This is a genomic window from Ciceribacter sp. L1K22, assembly GCF_017599385.1.
Classification (GTDB): Bacteria; Pseudomonadota; Alphaproteobacteria; order Rhizobiales; family Rhizobiaceae; genus Allorhizobium.
Genome location: NZ_JAGFPK010000001.1, coordinates 126,177 through 150,433, shown reverse-complemented (window position 1 = coordinate 150,433; position 24,257 = coordinate 126,177). Strand labels below are relative to the sequence as shown.

General features: G+C 61.8%; 20 protein-coding genes. 8 read left to right on the top strand and 12 right to left on the bottom strand.

The genetic code is table 11. The features are described 5' to 3' along the window. Positions 1-32: 32 nt before the first annotated feature. Both J5J09_RS00685 and J5J09_RS00680 read right to left on the bottom strand, forming a co-directional pair. Positions 33-1,436 (bottom strand): MFS transporter, encoded by a 1,404-nt coding sequence (locus J5J09_RS00685; protein WP_208547811.1) that lies wholly within the window; start codon positions 1,434-1,436, stop codon positions 33-35. A gap of 41 nt (positions 1,437-1,477) precedes the next feature. Next, entirely contained in the window at positions 1,478-6,259 is a 4,782-nt protein-coding gene (locus tag J5J09_RS00680) for an NAD-glutamate dehydrogenase (RefSeq protein WP_208547810.1), read from the bottom strand. Between the two features lie 203 nt (positions 6,260-6,462). Here J5J09_RS00680 and J5J09_RS00675 point away from each other — a divergent pair, with 203 nt between their 5' ends. Continuing rightward, positions 6,463-7,104: a carbonic anhydrase gene (locus J5J09_RS00675; RefSeq protein WP_208547809.1), complete on the top strand. Its 642-nt coding sequence runs from the start codon at positions 6,463-6,465 to the stop codon at positions 7,102-7,104. A 109-nt stretch (positions 7,105-7,213) separates the two neighbouring features. Next, on the top strand, positions 7,214-8,812 hold the full coding sequence (locus tag J5J09_RS00670; protein WP_208547808.1) for a diguanylate cyclase: 1,599 nt from the start codon (positions 7,214-7,216) through the stop codon (positions 8,810-8,812). 18 nt (positions 8,813-8,830) lie between these two features. Here J5J09_RS00670 and J5J09_RS00665 read toward each other — a convergent pair whose 3' ends face one another. Both J5J09_RS00665 and J5J09_RS00660 read right to left on the bottom strand, forming a co-directional pair. After that, complete coding sequence (locus J5J09_RS00665; protein WP_246745874.1) at positions 8,831-9,637, bottom strand: lytic transglycosylase domain-containing protein; 807 nt, start codon at positions 9,635-9,637, stop codon at positions 8,831-8,833. 179 nt (positions 9,638-9,816) lie between these two features. Then, positions 9,817-10,842 carry an aspartate-semialdehyde dehydrogenase gene (locus tag J5J09_RS00660; RefSeq protein WP_208547806.1) on the bottom strand — a complete coding sequence of 342 codons (1,026 nt, stop codon included), beginning with the start codon at positions 10,840-10,842 and terminating at the stop codon, positions 9,817-9,819. Between the two features lie 380 nt (positions 10,843-11,222). On the opposite strand from J5J09_RS00660, the gene J5J09_RS00655 reads away from it, so the two are divergent. After that, a complete protein-coding gene (locus tag J5J09_RS00655) occupies positions 11,223-11,777 on the top strand; it encodes a GNAT family N-acetyltransferase (protein ID WP_208547805.1) in 555 nt (184 codons plus the stop codon). A 1-nt stretch (position 11,778) separates the two neighbouring features. On the opposite strand, the gene J5J09_RS00650 is transcribed toward J5J09_RS00655, so the two are convergent. The 3 genes from J5J09_RS00650 to acnA form a co-directional block, all read right to left on the bottom strand. Further along, positions 11,779-12,177, bottom strand: a complete 399-nt coding sequence (locus J5J09_RS00650; RefSeq protein WP_208547804.1) for a DUF2794 domain-containing protein — start codon at positions 12,175-12,177, stop codon at positions 11,779-11,781. A 281-nt stretch (positions 12,178-12,458) separates the two neighbouring features. Beyond that, the gene (locus tag J5J09_RS00645; RefSeq protein ID WP_208547803.1) at positions 12,459-13,208 is read right to left on the bottom strand and encodes a DUF1223 domain-containing protein; all 750 of its coding nucleotides are present in this window, start codon (positions 13,206-13,208) and stop codon (positions 12,459-12,461) included. A gap of 180 nt (positions 13,209-13,388) precedes the next feature. Beyond that, positions 13,389-16,082, bottom strand: a complete 2,694-nt coding sequence (gene acnA, locus J5J09_RS00640) for an aconitate hydratase AcnA (RefSeq protein ID WP_208547802.1) — start codon at positions 16,080-16,082, stop codon at positions 13,389-13,391. Between the two features lie 275 nt (positions 16,083-16,357). Between acnA and ccmA the strand changes: the two genes are divergently transcribed. From ccmA to J5J09_RS00615, 5 genes are read left to right on the top strand one after another with little or no spacing between them, the layout of a single operon-like run. Then, positions 16,358-17,005 (top strand): heme ABC exporter ATP-binding protein CcmA, encoded by a 648-nt coding sequence (gene ccmA, locus J5J09_RS00635; RefSeq protein WP_208547801.1) that lies wholly within the window; start codon positions 16,358-16,360, stop codon positions 17,003-17,005. Continuing rightward, on the top strand, positions 17,002-17,661 hold the full coding sequence (gene ccmB / locus J5J09_RS00630) for a heme exporter protein CcmB (RefSeq protein ID WP_208547800.1): 660 nt from the start codon (positions 17,002-17,004) through the stop codon (positions 17,659-17,661). Before ccmA ends, ccmB begins: the two co-directional genes overlap by 4 nt. A gap of 45 nt (positions 17,662-17,706) precedes the next feature. Continuing rightward, positions 17,707-18,468, top strand: a complete 762-nt coding sequence (locus tag J5J09_RS00625; protein ID WP_208547799.1) for a heme ABC transporter permease — start codon at positions 17,707-17,709, stop codon at positions 18,466-18,468. A gap of 4 nt (positions 18,469-18,472) precedes the next feature. Next, the gene (gene ccmD, locus J5J09_RS00620; protein WP_208547798.1) at positions 18,473-18,652 is read left to right on the top strand and encodes a heme exporter protein CcmD; all 180 of its coding nucleotides are present in this window, start codon (positions 18,473-18,475) and stop codon (positions 18,650-18,652) included. Beyond that, the gene (locus J5J09_RS00615; protein WP_208547797.1) at positions 18,649-19,254 is read left to right on the top strand and encodes a DsbE family thiol:disulfide interchange protein; all 606 of its coding nucleotides are present in this window, start codon (positions 18,649-18,651) and stop codon (positions 19,252-19,254) included. The genes ccmD and J5J09_RS00615 overlap by 4 nt, the downstream gene beginning before the upstream one ends. A gap of 55 nt (positions 19,255-19,309) precedes the next feature. Here the strand turns inward: J5J09_RS00615 and J5J09_RS00610 are convergent, their stop codons facing one another. The 5 genes from J5J09_RS00610 to dapF are packed head-to-tail and all read right to left on the bottom strand — an operon-like array spanning position 19,310 to position 24,093. Next, on the bottom strand, positions 19,310-19,900 hold the full coding sequence (locus J5J09_RS00610; protein WP_208547796.1) for a DUF2585 domain-containing protein: 591 nt from the start codon (positions 19,898-19,900) through the stop codon (positions 19,310-19,312). Further along, the gene (locus J5J09_RS00605; protein WP_208547795.1) at positions 19,897-20,550 is read right to left on the bottom strand and encodes a septation protein A; all 654 of its coding nucleotides are present in this window, start codon (positions 20,548-20,550) and stop codon (positions 19,897-19,899) included. The genes J5J09_RS00610 and J5J09_RS00605 overlap by 4 nt, the downstream gene beginning before the upstream one ends. Positions 20,551-20,563: 13 nt before the next feature. Continuing rightward, on the bottom strand, positions 20,564-21,895 hold the full coding sequence (gene ftsY / locus J5J09_RS00600) for a signal recognition particle-docking protein FtsY (protein WP_208547794.1): 1,332 nt from the start codon (positions 21,893-21,895) through the stop codon (positions 20,564-20,566). Between the two features lie 12 nt (positions 21,896-21,907). Further along, positions 21,908-23,182, bottom strand: a complete 1,275-nt coding sequence (gene mtaB, locus J5J09_RS00595) for a tRNA (N(6)-L-threonylcarbamoyladenosine(37)-C(2))-methylthiotransferase MtaB (RefSeq protein ID WP_208547793.1) — start codon at positions 23,180-23,182, stop codon at positions 21,908-21,910. Then, entirely contained in the window at positions 23,179-24,093 is a 915-nt protein-coding gene (gene dapF, locus J5J09_RS00590) for a diaminopimelate epimerase (protein WP_208547792.1), read from the bottom strand. Before dapF ends, mtaB begins: the two co-directional genes overlap by 4 nt. Positions 24,094-24,257 lie beyond the last annotated feature (164 nt).

Below are 24,257 nucleotides of genomic sequence, written 5' to 3'. Positions count from 1 at the left end.
CGGTTTCGGGTGGGGATCCACGAACCGCTACGTTAGGCGCGGCCTTGGCTCTCGGGTTGGTGCGCGGGGTAAGGTACCCTCAGCATCGCCAGCAGTCCGATGAGCAGGAATACGACGAGCGCGGCCATGCCCATCCGCGCCGAGCCGGTCGCTGTCGTCACAACGGCAACGGCCAGTGGCGCTGTAAACGCCGTGGCGCGGCCCGACAAGGCGAACAGTCCGAAATACCGGCCCGCCTCGTCCGGAGAAACGCTGCGCGCCAGATAGGATCGGGCCGATGCCTGGACGGGGCCGAATGCGAGGCCTATCAGCAGACCGTAAAGTATATAGGCTTTCTCCGCCGCCGTTCCGAACAAGCCGCCATGGTCGGTAGTCGAGAGTTCCAGCCATCCGAAGAGAGTGAAGCCCGGTCCTGTCGAGACGATACCGACGGTCGCGATAGTCAGGAGCGCGAGACTGATGACCACGACCCGTTTTGAGCCGATCTTGCTGTCCAGTCGCCCAGCGAACACGCAGCCACCGATGGCGACAACATTGAGAATGATCCCATAAACGCCGAGTTCGAGCGTCTGCCAGGCGAACATTCCGGCCGCAAACGTCCCGCCCAATGCCAGGAGCCCGTTGACACCGTCCTGGTAGATCATTCGAGCGATGAGAAATCTCAGGATTCCGCGCCGCCTCTTCAGCTCTCCGAACGTGGCCCGGATTTCGCCGAGACCAGTTCGAACGGCGGCGGCGAAGGGTTTTCGACGCTGCTGGTCCGGTGTGAAGAGAAACATTGGAAGTATGAATATCAGATACCAGACTGCCGAGATCGGACCGGTGATGCGTGCATCCTCACCGACCGCCGGGTCAAGGCCGAAGAGCGGCTGGATGCCCAGGATCGTCCTGCCGGTGTTGGGGCTGCCGGCCAGCAGCGTGACCATGATGATCAGGACGATCATGCCACCGAGATAACCCAGACCCCAGGCGATGTTCGAAATCCGTCCCGCCTCCGAAGGCGACACGAGGCCAGGCATCATCGAATCGTTGAAAACGATCGAAAACTCGGCCGCGATCGTGGCCAGGACAATGAGGGTCAGGGCAAAGACGAGGCTCGACCCGGGGGTGGCATACCAAAGCGCCGCTAGGGAGAGAATCTTCACGGCGGCGAAGATGGCGATCCAAGGTTTACGGGGACCGGTCGCATCAGCGATGGCGCCGAGAATCGGCGACAGGAGCGCGATCACGATTCCGGATATGGTGATCGTGTAGCTCCAGGCCGCCTGGCCCGCGGCATGGTCTTCGGTCATGCGGGACACGAGGTATGGCCCGAAGATGAACGTGGTGATCACGGTAAAGAACGGCTGCGCCGCCCAATCGAAGAACATCCAGCCGACGATTCCCCTCTGGGCGACCTTCGACGCCGATCCGTCCACCGACGTCGCGCTGCTCATGCCTCAAGACGACCTTTCACCGTTGAAGAGAGCAAACAGTCTCACGTTGTCCGGTCTTCCGCAAGATCGCTCACGAGACCGGCGGCCACGACGATTTTCGCCAGGCTTGCCTCTCCGCTGTCGATGAGAACCCGCAGTTCGTCGCGGACCCGATCGAGGCGTCTCGCATTTTCCGCAGCCCAGCGTCCGACGGGATCCCGGTCATTGCCCTGCTGCGTCAGCGCCGCGCACACGATTCGCCTGCGGGCTTCGCGAATCCGGTCCACGCCACGCATCAGCGCCTGGCTGTCGTAGTGGTCGGCGGTGGTGACGCGGGCGGCCAAAGACAGCAGGTCGTCTATCCTGAACGCCGCCGTGGCCGCGAAATAGCCCTCAGCGGCCTTTGCCAGAGTCATCCGTGTCAGGTCTCTTATCTGCATGATCTCAGGCGTGATCACCAGAGATTGGAGATGGCAGACATCGACAGCGACATCGCGCGGTACGCCGGCCGCGACCAGTTCGCCGACTTCCCGTTCAACCTCTTCCGCGACACTGGCGGGCTGGATCTGCCGGATCGTCGTGCCGGCCGCCTTGACCGCCTTTGACAGGTTCTCGAGAGCGGTGGTCAGGTCGGACGTCACCGTTCCCGTTTCGAGAAGAAGCCGGGTCAAGTCGAAGTAAATCTTTCCGGCACCGGCATAGAGCCTGTTCTGGACATCGCCGGCTATTTTCCCATCCAGGGCGTCGAGCCTTGCCCAGAGGGCCGGAAGGTCGAGAGCGTCGCGGACCAGAAGAGCTGTCTTGACGATGTCGGCAGACAGGGCGCCGGTGGCGTCGACCATGCTGACAATGAAGCCCGGGCCGCCGCGGTTTATGACATGATTGGCGAGAACCGTTGCGATGATTTCGCGCCTCAGCCGATGATCGAGGATGTCCTGCCTGAAGGACTTGCGCATCTTCGCCGGGAAATAGTCGAGAAGCACCTTCTCGCAATAGGGATCGTCAGGCAGCGTGCTCGCGACCAGTTCATCAAACAGCACGATCTTGGCGTATGACAGCAGGACCGCGATCTCCGGCCGTGTCAGCGTCCGGCCCGATCCATATCGCTCGGCGAAGGCGTCATTGTCCGGCAGGGTTTCGACGCGTCGATTGAGCCGCCCCTGCGCTTCGAGCACGCTCATCACGCGGCCGAGCTCTTCCCGGTTCTGTCCGCCCTTCAGTTCCGTCAGTGAAATCGCGAGTGTCTGCAGGTAGTTGTTGCGCAAGACCAGCCGCGCGACCTCCTCGGTCATCTCGGCAAGCAGCCTGTCACGCTTCGGCCGCGGCAGCCGACCTTCCTTCATGGCGGGGGCAAGCGCGATCTTGATATTCACCTCGACGTCCGAGGAGTTCACGCCCGCCGAGTTGTCGATAGCGTCGGAGTTGATCCGGCCGCCGGCAAGGGCAAAGGCGATGCGACCCTTTTGCGTCACACCCAGGTTGGCGCCCTCGCCGATCACCTTTGCGCGTACCTCGTCGGCGGTAACGCGGATCGCGTCATTCGCCCTGTCGCCGACTTCGGCATCCGTTTCGGTCGCGCTCCGGATATAGGTCCCGATTCCGCCGAACCACAGAAGATCCACGTCCGAGCGAAGGATCGCGGACATGATCTCGAACGGAGACGCCTTGTCCTGCGAGAGACCGATTGCCCTTTGTGCCTCTGGCGTCAGAGCGACTGATTTCTGGTTGCGCGATATGATCATCGCCCCCTTGGACAGCCGGCTCCGATCATAATCCTGCCAGCTCGATCTCGGCAGTTCGAAAAGTCGTTTGCGCTCCGCGAAGGAGCGGTCCATGTCCGGATCCGGGTCGATGAAGATATCACGGTGATCGAATGCGGCGACAAGCCGGATCTTCTCGGACAGCAGCATGCCATTGCCGAAGACATCGCCGGACATATCGCCAACGCCCGCCACGGTGAACGGCGTCGTTTGAATGTCGATGTTCATCTCACGGAAGTGGCGCTTTGTTGCTTCCCAGGCGCCGCGTGCGGTAATGCCCATCTTCTTGTGGTCGTAACCGGCTGATCCACCCGATGCGAAGGCGTCGTCCAGCCAGAAACCCGCATCCTGCGCCAGCCCATTGGCGGTATCGGAGAAGGTAGCGGTGCCCTTGTCGGCGGCTACCACGAAGTATGGGTCGTCCTCATCAAGTCGCACCGTCTCGGCCGGGGGCACCACCTCGCCATCTTCGATGTTGTCGGTGATCGACAGCAGCGTGCTGATATAGGTCTTGTACGCTTCGGTGCCGGCTCGCAGCCATTCGTCGCGGCTGGTGGCGGTGCCAAGGTTCTTCGGGAAGAAGCCGCCCTTGGCGCCGACGGGAACGATTACGGCGTTCTTCACCTGCTGAGCCTTCACAAGACCCAGGACTTCGGTGCGGTAATCCTGTGCCCTGTCAGACCAGCGCAAGCCGCCGCGCGCGACCTTTCCGAAGCGCAGATGAACGCCTTCCACCATGACGCCGAACACGAAGATTTCTCGGAACGGACGCGGCTCCGGTAGACCCTCCAGCCGGCCCGGATCGAACTTGAACGCCAGCATCGGCTTTGGCTTGCCATCGGTTGTCTGGAAGTAATTGGTACGCAGCGTCGCCTCGATCGCGTTCAGGTAGCGCCTCAGAATTTTGTCCTCGTCGAGGCTCGGAACGCCAGCAAGTCCGGCTTCTATCGAGCGACGAATATCGGCTGTGCGCTGGGCCCGGCTTCTTTCGTGCAAGGAGGGATCGAACGTTGCGACAAAGAGGCTGAACATCGCCTCGGCGATACGCGGATATTTGGTCAGCGTGTCGGCGATATATTCCTGCGAGTAGACAATCCCCGCCTGCCGCAGATAGGCGGCATAGGCGCGCAGGACAGTGACCGCCCTAGCCGTAAGGCCGGCGGAGAGAACGAGCCTGTTGAAGGCATCGTTGTCGACGCGGCCATTGAAGGCGTCCAAAAAGGCTTCCTTCGCCAGGGGGCCGTCGCTTGCGAGAGTGAACTGTCCGCCGGATTGCAGCTGCAGTTCCATGTCGTGCAACACGACCAGGCGGTTTTCGTCGCCGACGGCGACCGTGATATCGAATGTGCGCTCGCTGATGACGGTAAAGCCGAGATTTTCCAGAAGCGGGACCCGCCGCGACAGAGGCAGATGCGCTCCCGAATGGAAGATCTTCAGGTAGAGACCTGTTCCGGCACCCGTTTCCGCTTCATGGAACTCGATGCTGATGCCGGGCCCGCTGACGCACGCGTGTATATGGCGAAGGTCCGACACGGCCTCCTCCGGGGAGAATGTCTCCTGGTAGGCACGGCCGACCTGAACGTTGGATGCCTGGGGGCCGGCCTTAGCGAGGAACTCGTCGTCCCAGCGGGTGGTGATTTCGCGGACCTTTTCCTCAAGGCGGGGCTGTGCGACCCTTGGCGTCTTGCCCCCGGAGCGTCCGATAATGATATGGACGCGTGCCACACCGCCTTCGGGGAAAGCCGGGTAATAGGCGGAAACGTGGCCTTCATAAACCGAGCAGAAGTACTCGCCGATTTTCTCGCGAACCAAGGAGTTGTAGTCCTCCTTCGGAACATAGACGATGAGGGACACGAACCGGTCGAAGCGATCGATACGCGGGAGAACCCTGACCCGCGGTCGCTCGGCCAGATCCATGATCTGCTCGGCGAACCGGGTGAGCAGATCCGGATCGATCTGGAACAGGTCGTCACGCGGGTAGGATTCGAGGGTGTTCTGAAGGATTCGGCCGGAATGGCTTTGGGGATCGAACCCGAAGTGGTCGATGGTCCGCTCGACCTTTGCCCGCAGCAGCGGGATCTGGTTGACCGAGCGCGTGTATGCCGTGGAGGTAAACAGTCCGACGATCCGCAATTCGCCGACGACCCTGCCATTGGCATCGAACCGCTTCACGCCGACATAGTCCATGTAGGCCCGGCGATGAACCACCGATTTGACGTTGGCCTTGGTGACGATCAGGAAGTCAGGTCCCTGCAGGAAGGCAAGGATCTCGGGTGTGGTCATGACGGCGTGTTTGCCCTGTCGCAACACCAGAACGTCGGGATCCGACAGAATTCCGAGGCCGGGCTGGTCTCCGCGTCTTACCTGCGCATCGGTCCCGTCCCCTGAATAAATATATTCCCGCATCCCGAGGAAGGTGAAATTGTCGTCGCGCAGCCACTCGAGAAGGGCAACGGCCTCGTCCCGATCGGACTTACGGCGCCCGGCTTCATACGATCGCAACTGTGCGATGGCTCCGTCGAGCGTAGACAACATCGATTTCCAGTCGCTCGATGCCAGCTTGACCTGACTGAGAACATGGCTCAGCCGCTCTATCAGCGCCTCGATCTGAGTGGCTCCGAGCGGTGCGAGATGTAGCTGGATGTAACTTATGCGCCGCTCCACGCCCTCCAGCGCCATGTTTGCGGGCGTTGCCGCTCCTGTCGTCGCGTCGATGGCGAGAATCGGATGGATGGCGAGGTAGAGGTCACGGCAGGCAGCCGTCACTTCGCCCATGACCGAATCGTAGAGGAACGGTTTGTTGACGTCGACGATAGAGAGCACGACGACCGGAACGCCCGCCGGCTCGACGCCAGACAGCGGTGCGGCAATGACACTCGGCTTCGTGCCGTCCCAGGCGGCGAGGTCAGCTGCCGCACGAACGGCTGAAAAGGCAAGCATTTCAGGGGTGTAGTTTTCCAGGTCATCGGCGCTTGCCCGGGCGAAAAGGGTTGAGGGAGCGACGAACGGCTCGCCTATGGCCTCGGCGATCATCCGCGCGCTGTCGAAGCGTTGCTCGCGTTTGGTCTTTCGTGCGTTCGGCATGATCGTTTCCTCCAGTATTGCTCATTTAGCCGAGAATGCAGGGCCAATCTTTACAAAATGATGTAGCTACTGCCGAGCTTCCGTTGTAACCCGGTGCCAAATCGGCCGATAGGCGCCAATCGCGGGATGCTCAGTCGATTGGGTGGTGAAACGCGGCGGAGGCGAAAGGTTGAATTCCCAGTGTTGTCGGAGTATTCGAAGCCATGAACGCTTTTCCCTCCGCACTTCTTAAGGGCTATCAAAATTTCATGAGCGGTCGCTATGCCGGTGAGGCACAGCGATATCGCCAGTTGGCCGAAACGGGACAGAAGCCTCACACGCTCGTCGTCGCCTGTTGCGATTCCCGAGCCGCACCGGAAACGATTTTCGATTCCGGACCCGGTGAACTCTTCGTGGTGCGCAATGTCGCCAATATGGTACCGCCATACGAACCGGACGGCCAGTATCACTCGACATCCGCAGCGCTTGAGTTTGCCGTGCAGTCCTTGCGCGTCAGGGACATCATCGTGATGGGACACGGGCGGTGCGGCGGGATCAAGGCCGTCCTCGATCCGCATGCAGAACCGCTTTCACCGGGCGACTTTATCGGGAAATGGATGAATCTCGTTCGTCCGGCAGCCGAGCAGATCCAGAGCAATTCGATCCTCACCATGGCCGAGCGCCAGACGGCGATGGAGCGTGTCTCGATCCGGAATTCGATTGCCAATCTCCGGACTTTTCCGTGCGTGCGCATTCTGGAAGAGCGGGGCAAGCTGCAGATCCATGGTGCCTGGTTCGATATCAGTAATGGCGAACTCTGGATCATGGACCACGTCTCCAAGGATTTTGTCCGGCTTGAGACCTGATCGGGGTCATCTTCTCCCCCTGATTTAGGGGATTTTTATATTCCGCGCCTAGAGTGGCGATCTTGATCCGATATCCGTTGGGTCCGGCTGATCAGCTGCGGGAGTGCGCTTGGATATTTTGAGCATCAGACGCATCGTCGTCGCGGCAATGGTCTTGCCGTCCGTCGCCCTCGGCGTGCAATCCGTGATGATCGTCGATACGCACTATCGGCAATATCAGGTGATGGAAGCGGACCGCGATCGTGCAGAACTCCTCTCGTCGCTCGCGCAGCTGTCGGCGCTGACGGTGCCTCGGGAAGCGGAAAACGTTCTGGGGGTTGCGCAGATCGTCACAGGAAAGGGAAATCTCTCATCCCAGCGTTCCGAAGTCGATAGAGGCATAGCCACTGTGCGTGAAAGCTTTGAAGCGGTCACGGCATCTCTGGCAGAACCTCTCTACGAGATGACCCAGTTCGATGTGGCCGTTGCGCGGCTTGTCTCGTTCCGCACCGAGGTCGACGGCGACCGTCCCTCCAACGCGGAAGTACTTTCGGTCTATCAATCCTTATCGTTGTCATGTCTGGCCCTGGCGGAATGGATAGGCGCACAGGTCAACGACCCGAGGCTCGCCGTCGAGCTCAGAATGCTTTTTGATCTTCTGAAGGCCAATGAAGCAGGCCTTACCATTGCTTTTCACGGTCAGGAGTATCTGCGCGGGCTGCCGTGGTCGACCCGTGCCGAAAGCAGCTATCTTGCTACAGCCATGCTCTACGACGTCGCAGTCGAAAAGTTCGGGCGGAAAAGCGATTATCGACCCTACCGGATCGTTGCCGATTTCGAATCCTCAGGTCCCGGCCTGGCGCTGGCCGATATGAGAAAATCGGTGTCCCGGTGGAGCATCAATCCTTCGCCCGAGAACGATCGCCGATGGCTCGAGCTTCAGGTCGCCAGGGGTGCGGCATGGGACCGCGCTGTCTGGAATTCTGTTACCAGCCTTCGATCCACGAGTGAGGCCCTTGCATTGACCTCGGAGCGTCAACTGCATTTCCTCACTTCCCTTATCGGGCTTTTTATCTTGTTGATCGGTATCGTCGTTGTCCTGGGCACAAAGGGTGTCGTCGTCGTCGGACGGCTCATCGAGGAGCGTGAGCAGCTTGTCGGTAACCTCAGCCGAGCCGCCGCAACGGATATCCTGACTGGGCTTTTGAACCGTCGCGGCTTCGAGAATGCCGCGTCCACCCTGTTGTCTGATCCCGGGCTCCAGGGAAAACCGGTGTCGGTGGTTCTGTTTGACCTTGACCGCTTCAAGCAGGTGAACGACGTGCACGGTCACGATGCCGGTGATATCGTTCTGGAGCGTTTAGCACAGCTGGCGAAAACAAGCTTCCGCAGCCAGGACGTGATCGCCCGCTATGGCGGTGAGGAGTTTCTGGCGCTGTTGCCTGATACGGAGCTCGAGGCGGCGGCGGCCGTTGCCGAGCGCGTGAGGCTCTCCGTGGAGGCGGAGACGATTGTGCTGCCGAACGGGACGGCTTTTTCGGTCACCGCCAGCTTCGGCTGCGCAAGCGCCCTCTCGGAGTCCGGGTCTTTCTCCCTCGCGACGGTCATCAAGCAGGCCGACACAGCTCTCTATACCGCGAAGTTTTCCGGCCGCAATCGAGTGGTGATCGACGGTGAGATCAAAGATGTCTTCCCGGAACGACGGACATCCTCCGCCACCGGAACCTGACCGCCCAGGCGGTAGCGCTCATTCGCCGTCAATCCGTGCGCCGATATAGGCGATCGCCTGCTGATAGACGGAGGCTGCGTTCCATCCCTGTAGCGCCACAAAGTTGGGCTGCCCTGGCTGGTAACCTGCTCCGGGCCGCCAGCCGTGACCGCGCAGGAAGTTGGCCGTGGACGCCAGAGCGTCGGCTCTCGATCGTACCAGATCGACACGGCCGTCGCCGTCGCCGTCGACACCGAACTTCACCACGTTGCGCGGCAGGAACTGGGTCTGGCCAATCTCGCCATGGGCGGCACCGCGGGCGTCAAGGCGCAGCGATCCGCTTCCGACGAGCTGCAGGGCGGCATAGAGCTGATCCTTGAAGAAATCGGATCGCCGGCAGTCGTAGGCGAGGGTCGCGACCGCCGACAGCGTGTGTTCCTTGCCGAGGAAGGAGCCGAAGCCGGTCTCCATGCCCCAGATTGCGATCAGCGGGCCCGCGGGCACGCCGTAGCGCTGTTCGATGCGGGCGAACATCGCGGCATTGCTCTTCTTCATCGCCTTGCCGCGGGAAATGATCGTCTGCCCACCGCGCTTCTGCATGAACTGGTCGAAGGAGAGCTTGAAGCTCTTCTGTCCACGATCGGCCCGGATGGTCGCGGTGCTGTAGGAGACCGAAGACAGGGCGCGATCGACGACGCTTGCCTTTATGCCGTTGGCCGCCGCCTCCTGGCGGAACTGTTCCACCCATGCCGGAAAACCTGAGGCGTTGTTGCCGCATGCCGCCGCATTTGCGCTGCCTGCCGATACAAAAGAAAAGGTCGCGGTAAGCAAGGCGGCCATGAACATCGCGGATCGCATCAATACCTCACTGGTGTTTCCGGTTTGCCTGCCCGCAATGGTGATTCGCGGGCGCTCTATCTTTGGAAGCCATAATATTTCGCGTGGCCCTTAGGAATTCAAATCTTCTTGTGCCGTTGCGAGTGTCAGAAAAAGCCCGACCAAAAGGCCGGGCTTTCCTGGTGTGCTTACGCCTTCGGCCTGATAAGGCCGCGGTTGACGAGAAGTTCCGCGATCTGCACCGCGTTGAGCGCGGCGCCCTTGCGCAGGTTGTCGGAGACGACCCACATGTTGAGGCCATTTTCGACGGTGGCGTCCTCGCGGATGCGCGAGATGTAGGTGGCGTCTTCCCCGGCGCATTCGTAAGGGGTGATGTAGCCGCCGTTCTCGTGCTTGTCGATCACGAGGCAGCCGGGGGCTTCGCGCAGGATGTCACGGGCCTGATCTGCGGTGATCTCGTTCTCGAACTCGATGTTGACGGATTCCGAATGGCCGATGAAGACCGGAACGCGAACGGCGGTGCAGGTCACCTTGATCTTGGGGTCGAGCATCTTCTTGGTCTCGGCAAGAACCTTCCACTCTTCCTTCGTGTAACCATCCTCCATGAACACGTCGATGTGGGGGATGACGTTGAAGGCGATGCGCTTGGTGAACTTCTTCGATTCGATCGGGTCGGCAACGAAGACGGCGCGGGTTTGGGTGAAGAGTTCGTCCATGCCTTCCTTGCCGGCCCCGGAGACCGACTGGTAGGTCGAGACGACGACGCGTTTGATCTTCGCGACATCATGCAACGGCTTCAGCGCGACCACGAGCTGCGCGGTCGAGCAGTTCGGATTGGCGATGATGTTCTTCTTGGTGAACCCGGTAATCGCATCCGGATTGACTTCCGGGACGATCAACGGAACCTCGGCGTCGTAGCGCCAGGCAGAAGAATTGTCGATGACGACACAACCCTGGGCGCCGATCTTCAGAGACCACTTCTGCGAGACGCTGCCGCCGGCCGACATCAGGCAGATATCGGTGTCGGAGAAATCGTAGTTCTCGAGGTTCTGGACCTTCAGGGTCTTGTCGCCGAAGGAAACTTCCGTGCCCTGGGAGCGTGCCGATGCCAGCGCCACGACTTCGTCCGCGGGAAAGCCGCGCTCCGACAAAATGGTCAACATTTCGCGCCCGACATTACCGGTGGCGCCCGCTACTGCAATCTTGAAACCCATGAATCCTGCTCTCTTTCTTTCTCTCCTCGGCTTCGATGAGGGGGAAGGGCGCGTGGGTAAGCAGCCTTCCTTGTCCCCGGCCGTGCCGGGGAGAGAGCGGTGGCCAGAGACGTCAGATGGTTTTCGTCGTCGTTTTGGCCGTGATTTTCGATGAGGAAGACATACGGAATTCCACGCCGGCAATTCCTGCCGGACGCAAAGAGCAGACGATGGAAACTGGCCACGCGTGCATCCGCAAATCCTTTCACGGCTGCTCTTAGAAGATTTTCCGACGAAGTCAAGGATAAGCTCCGGCGAGACCTTGCGTCCACGCATCACCGTTGCGCGACGGCCGTCGATCTGGCTACTGTCAGCGGTCATCCCAATTCAAAGATCCTTCCATGTCGCTTCTTCGCGCCGCCACCTCCGACGATATCCCTTCGATTACGCGCATCTACGCCGATGCCGTGCTGACGGGAACGGCGAGTTACGAGCTTTCGCCGCCCGATACAGCCGAAATGCTGTCGCGATACGAGGCGATCGTCCAGCAGGGCTATCCCTACATCGTGGCTGTCGATGAAGGCGGTCGTGTCGTCGGCTATGCCTATGCCTCCGCGTTTCGAACACGTCCCGCCTATCGCTGGCTGGTGGAAGATTCGATTTATCTTGCCGAAGGGGCCCGCGGCCAGGGGCTAGGCAAACGGCTCCTTGACGAGCTCGTTCGTCTTTCGACCGACCTCGGTTTTCGGCAGATGGCGGCCGTCATCGGTGGGGCGAGCGGGGCATCCGTCGCCCTTCATAAGGCCTGCGGTTTTTCCATGGTCGGAACGATGGCCGGCACCGGGTTCAAGCACGGAAACTGGCTCGACACCGTGTTCATGCAGCGGCCGCTCGGCGAAGGCACGACGACATCGCCAGACCCTGACCGCTACCCGGGCACGCTTTATCGCGGCTGACTTATTCGACCAGCTTCATGTGCTTGTCGAAAACCTTGAGCACCTGCTTCAGGTCATGGCCCCGCTTCAGGATCTGCCCGTTTGTCGCGACGACCGAAAAAGCTCCCTGCTTCGCCGCCAGCTTGGGGTTCTTTTCTATTCGATAGAGAGGAAGCTCGCCGGAACGCTTGAAGACGGAGAAGACGGCCCGATCCTTCATGTGATCGATCGCATAATCCTTCCACTCGCCTTCGCCCACCATCCGCCCATAGATCCAGAGGATAGCATCCAGCTCGCGACGGTGAAACGTCACCGGAAGGGGATCGAGACTTTGCCGGTACTCCCGCAAATCGATGACTGAAGCGCCATCCGCACCCGCATCGCTAACGCCGCCGCGCGGCAAATCGGGATGATCCGTCATCGTATCTCCTCGTCATCGACATGACAGATGGATGACACTGTGCCCGACTACCGGGAAAAAGCAAGTCTTCCGAATGCCGTCGCGGCGCCCGGATCGGGGCGAATACCCTTTTTTGGTCCTGCCCAATTTTGGACAAAACACCGCCTGATTCCAAAGCCATGGTGCAACTCCGGTTGGCGCTCGCGCCAAAAGGTCCGGTCTGGTGCATTGACCCCTTGCCCCCAGCCCCCCAATGCTTCCAGGCCGGACCGCCGGTCCAAACCGGACATCAAGCCTCTCGCCTAGCCGGGATGCCCCCACTTCGATAGCATCGCCGCGCCGAGAATCGCGGATGGCTGGCCATCGGGTCCTGTCGTCTGGACGAGAACGGCAAAGCCGTCACTGCCACCACGATCCATCACTTTCGCGGGCAACACGAAGCGCATCGGTTTTCCGGTCCACATGCCGACGGTCTGCACATCCGTCACGCTGTTCCAATTGGCGACTTTGGTCCCCTTGTTGGTTCCCTTGCCGATCTCGACATCGCTCCGATGCTTGAAGTAGGCCACGACCACATCGGCCCGCCCTTCGCCTTCTCCCACGGTAATCTCGATCTCGTCGCCTATCTTGGCAGCGTTCACCGCGATGTCGAGGCCCTTGCCGCTGCCTTTCAGCGTCTCTAGCCTGGTGGTCAGGGCGTTCACGTCATTGCCTTTCGCCTGCTCGCGACCATTGAGGATAGCCTGGGGCGTATAAACGCCGCTGCGACCGAGGGTGTGGGCATAGCCGTACTGGCGCGCGGTATGTTCCGGGGACGCCATCGTGTCGGTCCAGCCGCGATAGTTCCAGTAGTCGACATGATAGGCGAGGGCGACGATGTCCGGATGCGAGATCAACTGGCCCATCGTCTTATCGGCGGCCGGGCAGGAGGAACATCCCTGGGAGGTGAAGATCTCAACGACACCCTTCGGCGTCACGCTGTCCCCAGCGTGCACGGAACCGCTCGCGACCAGCGCAAGCACCACCGTCCATCCGAAAAGCCAACGTGTCATGATCCGATCGTCCCGTTCGATTTTTCGCCCCAATGCACTATCGGGCCGGTGACGGCAAGAGACATACCCTCTTCGAAAATCAACGGGAAGTCACGATGGGGTGAGCCATACGGAGCCGTTGCCAAAAGAAAATGCCGCCGGGGTGCGGCGGCATTTCGCGTTTTTCGATAGTCGAGCGCGTCAGGCGGCCAGATCGCGCAGAACGGTCTGAAGGATGCCGCCGTTCTCCATGTAGGTGACCTCGTCGAGCGTATCGATGCGGCAGAGCAGCGGTACGTCCTTCACGGTGCCGTCCGAATAGGTGATCTTCGCGATCTTCCTCTCACGCGGCTTGATGTCGCCTTCCAGGCCTTCGATCGTCACGATCTCGTCACCCTTGAGATCGAGCGAAGCCCAGGTCGTGCCTTCCTCGAACGTGAACGGGACAACGCCCATGCCGACCAGGTTCGAGCGGTGGATACGCTCGAAGGACTGGGCGACGACGGCCTTGACGCCGAGCAGGTTGGTGCCCTTGGCAGCCCAGTCGCGCGAGGAGCCGTTGCCGTATTCGACGCCGGCGAAGATGACGAGCGGAACGCCCTCTTCCTTGTACTTCATGGCTGCGTCGTAGATCGACATCTCTTCCTTCGATGGATAGTGGATGGTGTAGCCACCTTCCTTGCCGTTCGGACCAAGCATATGGTTGCGGATGCGGATGTTGGCGAAGGTGCCGCGCATCATCACCTCGTGATTGCCGCGGCGCGTGCCGTACTGGTTGAAGTCGGCGACGCCGACGCCGTTGTCAATCAGATACGCCCCTGCCGGGGAAGCGGCCTTGATGGAGCCGGCCGGAGAGATGTGGTCGGTGGTGATCTTGTCGCCGAAGAGACCGAGCACGCGGGCACCCTTGATGTCCTTCAGGCCCGAGCCGGTCTTGCCCATGCCAACGAAGTAGGGCGGGTTCTGCACATAGGTCGACTTGTCGTCCCAGGCATAGGTCTGACCGGCGGGTACCTGAACGGCCTGCCAGTTCTCGTCGCCCTTGAAGACGTCCGCATACTTCGATTCGTAAAGCTCGCGGGTGACGTATTTCAGGATGAACTCCTGGATCTCGTGCGAGGTCGGCCAGATGTCCTTGAGGTAGACGGGTTTGCCGTTCTGGTCCTCGCCGAGCGGTTCGGTGGTCAGGTCCTTCTGGACCGTGCCGGCGAGCGCGTAGGCGACGACGAGCGGCGGCGAGGCCAGGTAGTTGGCCTGGACGTCCGGCGAGATACGGCCTTCGAAGTTACGGTTGCCGGACAGGACGCCGGCGGTGATCAGGCCCTTGTCGTTGATCGTCTTCGAGATCGGCGCCGGCAGCGGGCCGGAATTGCCGATGCAGGTCGTGCAGCCGAAGCCGACCAGGTTGAAGCCGAGTGCGTCGAGCGAAACCTGCAGGCCGGACTTGGCCAGGTACTCGCCGACAACCTGGGACCCGGGCGCGAGCGAGGTTTTCACCCAGGGCTTGGATTTCAGGCCCTTGGCAACGGCATTGCGCGCCAGCAAGCCCGCCGCAATCAGCACGCTCGGGTTGGAGGTGTTGGTGCAGGAGGTGATCGCCGCGATGCAGACATCGCCATGTCCAAGATCGTAGCCTTCGCCTTCGACGGCGTAGCGGTTGGAGAGCTGGCCGGGCTTCTTGTAGTCACCTTCCAGCGCGGTTGCGAAGTTCGGCGCAATCGTTTCCAGCGGCAGACGGCCTTCCGGACGCTTCGGGCCGGCCATCGACGGCACGACATCACCAAGGTCGAGTTCGAGGGTGTCGGTGAAGACGAGATCCGAACCGTCGCCGTCACGCCACATGCCTTGGGCCTTGGAATAGGCCTCGACGAGCGCGATGCGGTCCTTGGTGCGGCCGGACATCGTGAGGTAGTTGACGGTTTCGCCATCGACGGGGAAGAAGCCGCAGGTCGCGCCATATTCCGGACCCATGTTGCCGATCGTCGCGCGGTCGGCAAGCGACATCGAATCAAGGCCGGGGCCGAAGAATTCGACGAACTTCGAGACGACGCCCTTCTTGCGCAGCATCTGCACGACCGTCAGCACGAGGTCGGTGGCGGTCACGCCTTCCTTGACCTTGCCGGTCAGCTTGAAGCCGATGACCTCGGGAAGCAGCATGGAGACCGGCTGGCCGAGCATGGCGGCTTCGGCTTCGATACCGCCGACACCCCAGCCGAGCACGCCCAGGCCGTTGATCATCGTGGTGTGCGAATCCGTACCGACGCAGGTGTCGGGATACGCCGTGGTTTCGCCATCCTCTTCCTTGGTCCAGACGGTCTGGCCGAGGTACTCCAGATTGACCTGGTGACAGATGCCGGTGCCCGGAGGAACGACGCGGAAGTTCTTGAACGCCTGCTGACCCCACTTGAGGAAGCGGTAGCGCTCGCCGTTGCGCTCATATTCCAGCTCAACGTTGCGTGCGAAGGCGGTCGGCGTGCCGAATTCGTCGACGATCACGGAGTGGTCGATGACGAGGTCGACCGGGACCAGCGGGTTGATCTTTTCCGGATCGCCGCCAAGCGCCTTGATGCCGTCACGCATCGCCGCGAGGTCGACGACGGCCGGAACGCCCGTGAAGTCCTGCATCAGGACGCGAGCCGGACGGTAGGCTATTTCAGCCTCTTTCAGACCCTTGTTGTTGAGCCATTCCGCAACGGCCTGGATGTCGGCCTTGGTGACCGAGCGACCATCTTCGTTGCGCAGCAGGTTCTCTAGCAGAACCTTCATCGAGTAAGGAAGCTTCGATACCCCGGCAAGCCCGTTGGCCTCAGCCTTGGGCAGGCTGTAGTAGACGTATTCCTTGCCGTCCACGTTGAGCGTGGAACGACAATTAAAACTGTCGAGCGATTTAGACACGGATAAGAACCCCGCTTATGCTGAGAGCCAACACATTCGTGCGGACGCCTATGCACTTCATGCACATCAGGATGCGGGTACGACCATTTCCGCTGTCCGCCCGTGAAAATTGCCTTTGCAATCATCAAGTTCGGCACAAGGATGAACTTCACGCCGGCCGCTGGCGTGGTTGCAGGTCTTATAGATAATTTCTAAGAAAGGTGCCAGACCAACGAATGGCGAATTTCGACAAAATTTTAATTAGGTGACCGAAAGGTTGCCGGGAAGCGAACGAGATGCGGCTGATCGCCGACAGACTGGCCGCGCGGCGCGGAGAAGAGCTGATTTTCAGAGATATCTCGTTCGAACTCGCAGCTGGAGAGGCCCTGGTGCTGACAGGGCGGAACGGGTCGGGAAAGTCGACTTTGCTGCGAGTGATCGCCGGGCTCCTGGCGCCGGAAAAGGGGCGTGTCCATGTCGTGACGGGAGGAGATGAAGAACTCCGCCCGGCCCGGGAAGCGAGCCATTATCTCGGTCACCGCAATGCGATGAAACTCGAACTGACTGTTCTCGAGAACCTGGGCTTCTGGAAGGCCTATCTTGGCGATTTCGGCGGAGGCTTGGGCGTCGACGTGGATGAAGCGGCTGACACCGTCGGTCTCGGCGGCATTACCCACCTGCCCTACGGATATCTGTCGGCCGGACAACAGAGGCGGTTCGCCATGGCGAAGCTGATCGTCGCCCATCGCCCCGTGTGGATCCTGGATGAACCGACGGCGGCGCTCGATGCGAGCGCGGACCGGATGTTCGCCGACCTGGTTGAGGCGCATCTTGCCCGTGGCGGGATCGCGATTGCCGCGACGCACCAGCCGCTCGGCCTCGAGCGCGCCCGACAACTGGTGATGAAGGGCTTCGAATATCTCGATGAGGGAGACATCCATTGATCGCTCTCTTCCTTCGAGACCTGAAGCTTTCGGTGCGCGCCGGTGGTGGCGCGCTCATCGGCGTGCTGTTTTTTCTGACCGTCGTCGCCGTCATTCCGTTCGGCGTCGGCCCCGATCTCAACCTTTTGTCACGCATTGGCCCGGCGATCGTCTGGATCGGCGCGTTGCTGTCGGCCCTTCTCGGTCTCGACCGGCTGTTTCAGGCCGATCGCGACGACGGGTCGCTCGACCTGATGCTGATGCAGGAGACGCCGCTGGTGCTGACGGTATTCGTCAAGTGCCTGGCGCACTGGTCGGCGACCAGCCTGCCGCTCGTCATCGCCTCGCCGCTGCTCGGGCTGTTCATGAATATGAGCGAGGTCGCGATCGGCGCGGTGATGCTGACGCTTCTGGTCGGCTCGCCGGCCATCACCTTCATCGGCGCGGCCGGCGCCGCTGTCGCCGTCGTGCTGCCGCGCGGCGGCCTTCTGGTCTCGATCCTCGTTCTTCCGCTCGCCATTCCCGTACTGATCTTCGGCGTCAGCGCTTCTTACGCGGCGGTGGAGGATCCCGCCCCATTCATGCCGCCTTTTCTGTTTCTGGTCGCCATCACGCTGTTCTTCGCCGTGCTGGGTCCGGTTGCCGCCGCCCTTGCCTTGCGCAACAGCGCGGATTGACCAGGATCAATTGCTGGGGCAGGCTTCCGAGGTTAGAAGAATTCCATGAACGATATGACCCTGGCGATCACGAAATTTACCGATCTGGCAAATCCGACGCGATTCCTCGCCCTTGCGGCGAAAGTAATCCCATGGATGGCGGCGATTACCCTGGTCCAGTTTGCGGTGGGGCTCTATCTGAGCTTCACCACCGAAGGCGATTATCAGCAAGGCATGACGGTGCGCATCATGTATGTGCACGTGCCGGCGGCCTGGCTCGCGATGATGTGTTATTCCGTGATGGCGCTCTCGGCGATAGGGACGCTCGTCTGGCGTCATCCGCTCGCCGATGTCAGCCACAAGGCGGCTGCACCACTCGGTGCGGTTTTCACGCTGATCGCACTCGTCACCGGCTCGCTCTGGGGCAAACCGATGTGGGGCACGTGGTGGGTCTGGGATGCGCGGCTGACCTCGGTCTTCGTGCTGTTCCTGATGTATCTCGGTCTGATCGCGCTGAACCGCGCCATGGACGATCCATCGCGCGCGGCGCGTCTCAGCGCCGTCCTGATCCTCGTCGGTTTCGTCAACATCCCGATCATCAAGTTCTCGGTCGACTGGTGGAACACCCTGCATCAGCCGGCCAGTGTCATCCGCATGGACGGTCCCACCATCGATCCCGAATTTCTCTGGCCGCTGCTGGTGATGGCGTTTGCCTTCACCTTCCTGTTCTTCACGCTGCACATGATGGCGATGCGCAACGAGATCTGGCGTCGACGGGTATCGTCGCAGCGGAGGATGGCGGCCCGTATGGCCGGCAGGGGCGAGTGATGCCATGAGCCACGATTTTTATATCTTCCTTTCCTACGCGATCACCTTCGGCCTGATCGGCGTCGCCGCGCTGTGGACATGGCTTGATGGCCGGGCGCGGCAGCGCGAACTGCAGGCGCTCGACGCGGCCGGTATCCGCCGCCGCTCGGCCCAGCCGGCGGGCGATGAGGGCGAGCAGCGATGAGCGCGGACCCGGACCGGAAACCGCAGTCGCGCCGCGGTGGTATGGGTCGTTATGTCATCGCGCTGGCGCCGCTTGCGGTGTTCGCGATCATTGCGGGTGCGGCGGGCAAGATGCTGTACGACCAGGATGTGCACGGCAAAAATGTCAGCGACATCCCGTCGGCTCTCCTCGGCACCAGGGCGCCCTCCCTTTCCCTGCCGGCGCTCGAAGGCTCCGACCTGCCGGCGCTGACGGATACGGCGATCCAGGGCAGGCTGACGCTGGTCAACGTCTTCGCTTCCTGGTGCGTGCCCTGCCGGGACGAGCATCCGATCCTGAAGGAGCTCGCCAAGGATCCGAGGCTCACCATCGTCGGCATCAATTACAAGGACCGCAACGACAACGCCTTGCGGTTTCTTGGCGAACTCGGCAATCCCTACAGCGCCATCGGCGTCGATCCGAACGGCAAGGCGGCGATCGACTGGGGGGTCTACGGCATTCCGGAGAGCTATCTCGTCGGACCCGACGGGACCATCCTCTACAAGAAGGTCGGTCCGTTCGATCCGATTTCGCTCAAGGAAGGCCTCATGCCGGCGATAGAGAAGGCGCTGGCGTCGAGCTGATCTGACCGGTTTTTCGCAATTCCCGGATGGCAACCGCGTTAGCCCCGGACTTGCCCTAGAGCGCAGCCTGCCACTCCTTGATGGCGTCGACAGGCCAGACGAGCATCATCACGTTCAGGGTCAGGTTGTCGCGGATCAGGTAGCCGGTGAGGAGTTCGAAACCGATCGCGACCAGAACGGTCAGCCAGATCGGCGCGCGGGCGGCGAAGAAGAAGCCTGCCGCCATGAAGCCGGTGTCCATGACTGAGTTCAGGATGCTGTCGCCCGCGTAACCCACCGCCATGGTCTCGTTGCGATAGCGGTCGATGATGAGGGGCGAATTTTCGAGAATCTCCCAGGCGATCTCGATCACGCTCGCGAGCGCGAGCTTCGCGCCGATGCTTTGCCTCCGCATGACCAGCCATGCCAGCCCGTAGAAGAGGAAGCCGTGGATGATGTGGGACGGCGTGTACCAATCGCCGATATGCTGGGAATTGCCGGGCGTGTTCACGCCGGGCTCGAACAGCTTGACGTAACCGCATTCGCAGATCGGCACCCTCCCCATCAGGTAGAGCGTTACGGCCTGGGCTACGATGAGCGCCGCGAAGACGATCAGCCAGAACGTCGTTGAGCGGGACTGGCCCGAGGCGTGAGACAGCGGTGTCATTTGCCCTGTGCTTCTTCGGCCTTGTCACCGACCTGATGGCGCATGATCAGCGGCATCTGCGCCAGCGTGAAGACGATGGTGATCGGCATGGTCGCCCAGACCTTGAAGTTGACCCAGAAGTCATCGGAGAAATTGCGCCAGACAACCTCGTTCAGAACGGCCAGGAAGAGGAAGAAGATGCCCCAGCGGAGTGTCAGCTTCCTCCAGCCTTCCTCGTCCAGCTGGAAGGCGGCGTTGAAGACGTAGCCGAGTAGCGATTTGCCGAAGAAGAGACCACCGAGCAGCGTGACGCCGAACAGTGTGTTGACGATGGTCGGCTTCATCTTGATGAAGGTCTCGTCCTGCAGCCAGATCGACAGCGATCCGAAGACCAGCACGATCGCGCCAGACACCAGCGGCATGACCGGCAGGTGCTTGAAGAGGATCTTCGAGACGACGAGCGAAATGACGGTGGCGGCCATGAACAGGCCGGTGGCCACGAGCAGCGGGCCGCCCAGTTCGCCAAGGGCCGGAAATTTCTCCACCAGCCATTCGCCGCGCAGGTTGGCGAAGAAGAAAACCAGCAGCGGTCCCATCTCCAGCGCGAACTTCAGCATCGGGTGCTGCTTTTCCTCTGACGTCGGCTTGGTGTCGCTATCGAAATTGGCCATTGATCCTGGTTTCCTAGTGCGCGAGGCCGGCAATGGCCTTGGCGAAGTCTTCCGCCTCGAAGGGTTCGAGGTCGTCGATACCCTCGCCGACGCCGATGAAATAGACGGGCAGTTTGTGCTTCGCGGCGATGCCGACGAGGATGCCGCCGCGGGCCGTGCCATCCAATTTTGTCATAATCAGGCCGCTGACGCCGGCGACATTGCGGAAAATCTCGACCTGCTGCAGGGCGTTCTGGCCGGTCGTGGCGTCAAGGGTCTGAAGTACCGTGTGCGGCGCGTCGGGATCGAGCTTGCCGAGCACGCGGACGATCTTTTCGAGTTCCGCCATCAGCTCGGTCTTGTTCTGCAGACGGCCGGCGGTGTCGATGATCAGGACGTCGGATTTTTCCAGGCGTGCCTTCTCGAAGGCTTCGTAGGCAAGGCCGGCGGCATCGGCGCCGAGCTTGGTGCCGATGAAGGTCGAGCCGGTACGGTCGGCCCAGATCTTCAACTGCTCGATCGCGGCGGCGCGGAACGTGTCGCCTGCGGCCAGCATGACCTTCAAGCCGGAGCCCGAGAGCTTGGCGGCGAGCTTGCCGATCGTCGTCGTCTTTCCCGTGCCGTTGACGCCGACCACGAGGATGACGTGCGGCTTGTGGCTCAGGTCGAGTTCCAGCGGGCGGGCGACAGGTTTCAGGACCTTGGTGATCTCGTTCGCCATGATCCGCGACACGTCCTCGCCCGTCACCTCCTTGCCATAGCGTTCGGAGGAGAGCGTGTCGGTGATGCGCATCGCCGTCTCGACGCCGAGGTCCGACTGGATCAGCAGATCCTCGAGATCCTGCAGCGTCTCCTCGTCGAGCTTGCGCTTGGTGAAGAGCGCGGCGATCTGGCCGGTGAGCTGCGACGAGGTGCGGAAGAGGCCGGCGCGAAGACGCTGGAACCAGGTGAGGCGCGGCGCCGCGACCGGTTCGGGTTCAGGCTGCTTGCGATCGGTGGTGCTGGCGAAGCCCTTTGGCAGGGCGGCCGGTGTCGCGGCCGGTTGTTCGATCTCGCCGCGGGGGAGGTCGGCAGGCTGTTCGGGCTGGGAATGGAAGACCTCCGTCTCCAACGCCTCGGCGACGGGCGCGCTTTCCGGAGCGGGCGGTTCCGGCTCGTCCGTCAGGATCGGCATGTCCGGCTCGGCATCGAGGGCCGAGGGTTCCGCTTCGGTCGCGGTGGATTCCGCAGGCGAGATCTCCGCCGCCGGCGGTTCGAGCGGCGCTTCGACAGCGCCGACATCCGGTGCCGCAACGTCCGGGGCCGTGTCGTCGGCGGGCTTCTCCTTGCCGAAGGTGAAGACTTTCTTGATAAAACCGAGTGCCATGGGAACCGTCCGTCAGGCCGCTGTCGCGGCCGCGTGATGCATTTCGAGGTAACGGCCATTGTGGCCGGTGATGGTAACGTCGACAAGGCTTCGGGGCGCGAGGCCGGGCGCGGCGACGAGGGTGAAGTCCTCGGTATGCGCCATGCCATTCATCTCCACCAGAATTGTTTGTCGGCTACCGAGCAGTCTTCCGAGATGGTCCGCATGGAGCCGTTCGGCGACGGCCCGGAGTGCCGCCGCGCGGCTCTTGACCAGCGCACGATCGAGCTGCGGCATGCGGGCGGCCGGCGTGCCGGGGCGCGGGCTGTAGGGGAAGACATGCAGATGGGCGATGCCGATTTCCTCGGCCAGTCGTGCCGAATTTGCCGCCATCGCGTCCGTCTCCGTCGGGAAGCCGGCGATCATGTCGGCACCGAAGGCAAAGCCCGGGCGCAGGCGACGGACCTGGGTCGCGAAAGCGATCGCGTCGGCGCGGGAATGGCGGCGTTTCATGCGTTTCAGGATCATGTCGTCGCCGTGCTGCAGCGAGAGGTGCAGATGCGGCATGAAGCGCTGTTCGTCGGCGATAAGATCAAAGAGATGTCGGTCGGCCTCGATGCTGTCGATCGAGGAAAGCCGCAGGCGCAGGATTTCCGGCACCTGTTTTAGCAGCGTTTTCGCAAGCAGGCCGAGCGTCGGCGTGCCGGGAAGATCGGCGCCGTAGCTGGTGGCATCGACCCCGGTCAGGACGATTTCGCGGTAACCGTGTTCGACCAGCCGGCGGGCCTGCTCGACGACGGCGCCCATCGGCACGGAGCGGGAATTGCCGCGGCCGTAGGGGATGATGCAGAAGGTGCAGCGGTGATCGCAGCCGTTCTGGACCTGCAGGAAGCCGCGCACGTGGCCGTCGATATGGGAGACCATCTGCGGCGCGGTCTCTGTGACGCTCATGATGTCGTTGACGCGGAGCTTTTCTTCCGAGGCGACGCCGAAATCCGGCAGGCGCCGGTAGCTTTCCGCCTTCAGCTTTTCCTCGTTGCCGAGAACGGCGTCGACTTCCGGCATGGCCGCGAAGCTTTCGGCCTCCGTCTGGGCGGCGCAGCCGGTGACGATGATCCGGGCGGCGGGGTTTTCCCGGCGGGCGCGGCGGATCGCCTGGCGGGCCTGTCGGACCGCTTCGCCAGTGACGGCACAGGTGTTGACCACGATCGCGTTGTCGACACCGGCCTTGTGGGCCTCCGCCTTCATCACTTCCGATTCATAGGTGTTGAGGCGGCAGCCGAAGGTAATGACATCGATGCCGCTCACGTCGGCGAGGCTCCGGCCGCGATACCGGCATCGGAGTCGCGTTCCCAGTCGCCGGTCAACGGATCGACCCTTCCTGACCATTCCCATTCGGCGGGACCGGTCATAACGACGTGGTCATCGTCGCGCCAGTCGATGACAAGCTTGCCACGGTTCGGGCTGGAGGCGACGGTGAGGGTCACCTTGCGCTCGGTCCGGCCGGTACGGGCGGCCGAGACGCCGGCGGCGCAGGCGGCGGAGCCGCAGGCGAGCGTCAGTCCGGCGCCGCGTTCCCAGGTGCGTGTCACCAGCGTCGTGCGGGAGGTCACCTGGGCGAGCGTGATGTTGGCCTTCTCGGGAAAGATCGGATGGTTTTCGAGCAGCGGGCCGAAGCGTTCGAGGTCGTAGTCCATCGGATCGCGATCGACCCAGAAGACCGCGTGCGGATTGCCCATGGACATGGCAGAGGGCGAATGCAGGATCGGTGCGTCGATCGGGCCGATCTGCAGCTCGATGCGGCTCGTGTCGTGAAATTCCTCCGACAGCGGTATCCTGTCCCAGGCGAAGACGGGTCTGCCCATGTCGACCGAGATGGTTCCGTCCTCGTGCTCGACGGCGTTCAGGATGCCGGCGACGGTCTGGAAGGTGAAAACCTTGCGGCCGGTTTCGACGGCCAGCGCCTGCACCACGCAGCGCGTGCCGTTGCCGCAGGCCTGGGCCTTCGAGCCATCATTGTTGAGGATGTCGATGAAGGCGTCGGTGCCGGTGAGTTTCGGATCGTGGATCGCCATGATCTGGTCGAAGGCGGTCTCGGGGTCGGCGGCGAGCGCGACCGCCGTGGCCGGCGTCACACGGTCGCTGCGGCCGCGCATGTCGACGACCAGGATCTTGTTGCCAAGCCCGTTCATCTTCGCGAATTCGACCGTGTTATCCATTTGCCGTCCAAGTCCTTCGGTTCTCGCCTGTATATGGCGGAAATGCGTTTAAATTACCAGTGCGCAGCCCAAAACCCCGCAGAGGCTCTCCCCCTCCGGTTCGGCATCACCTGTAATGTCTTCCCCTCAACTCCAGACAAAAGGGGAAGCGGACGGGGTACCGG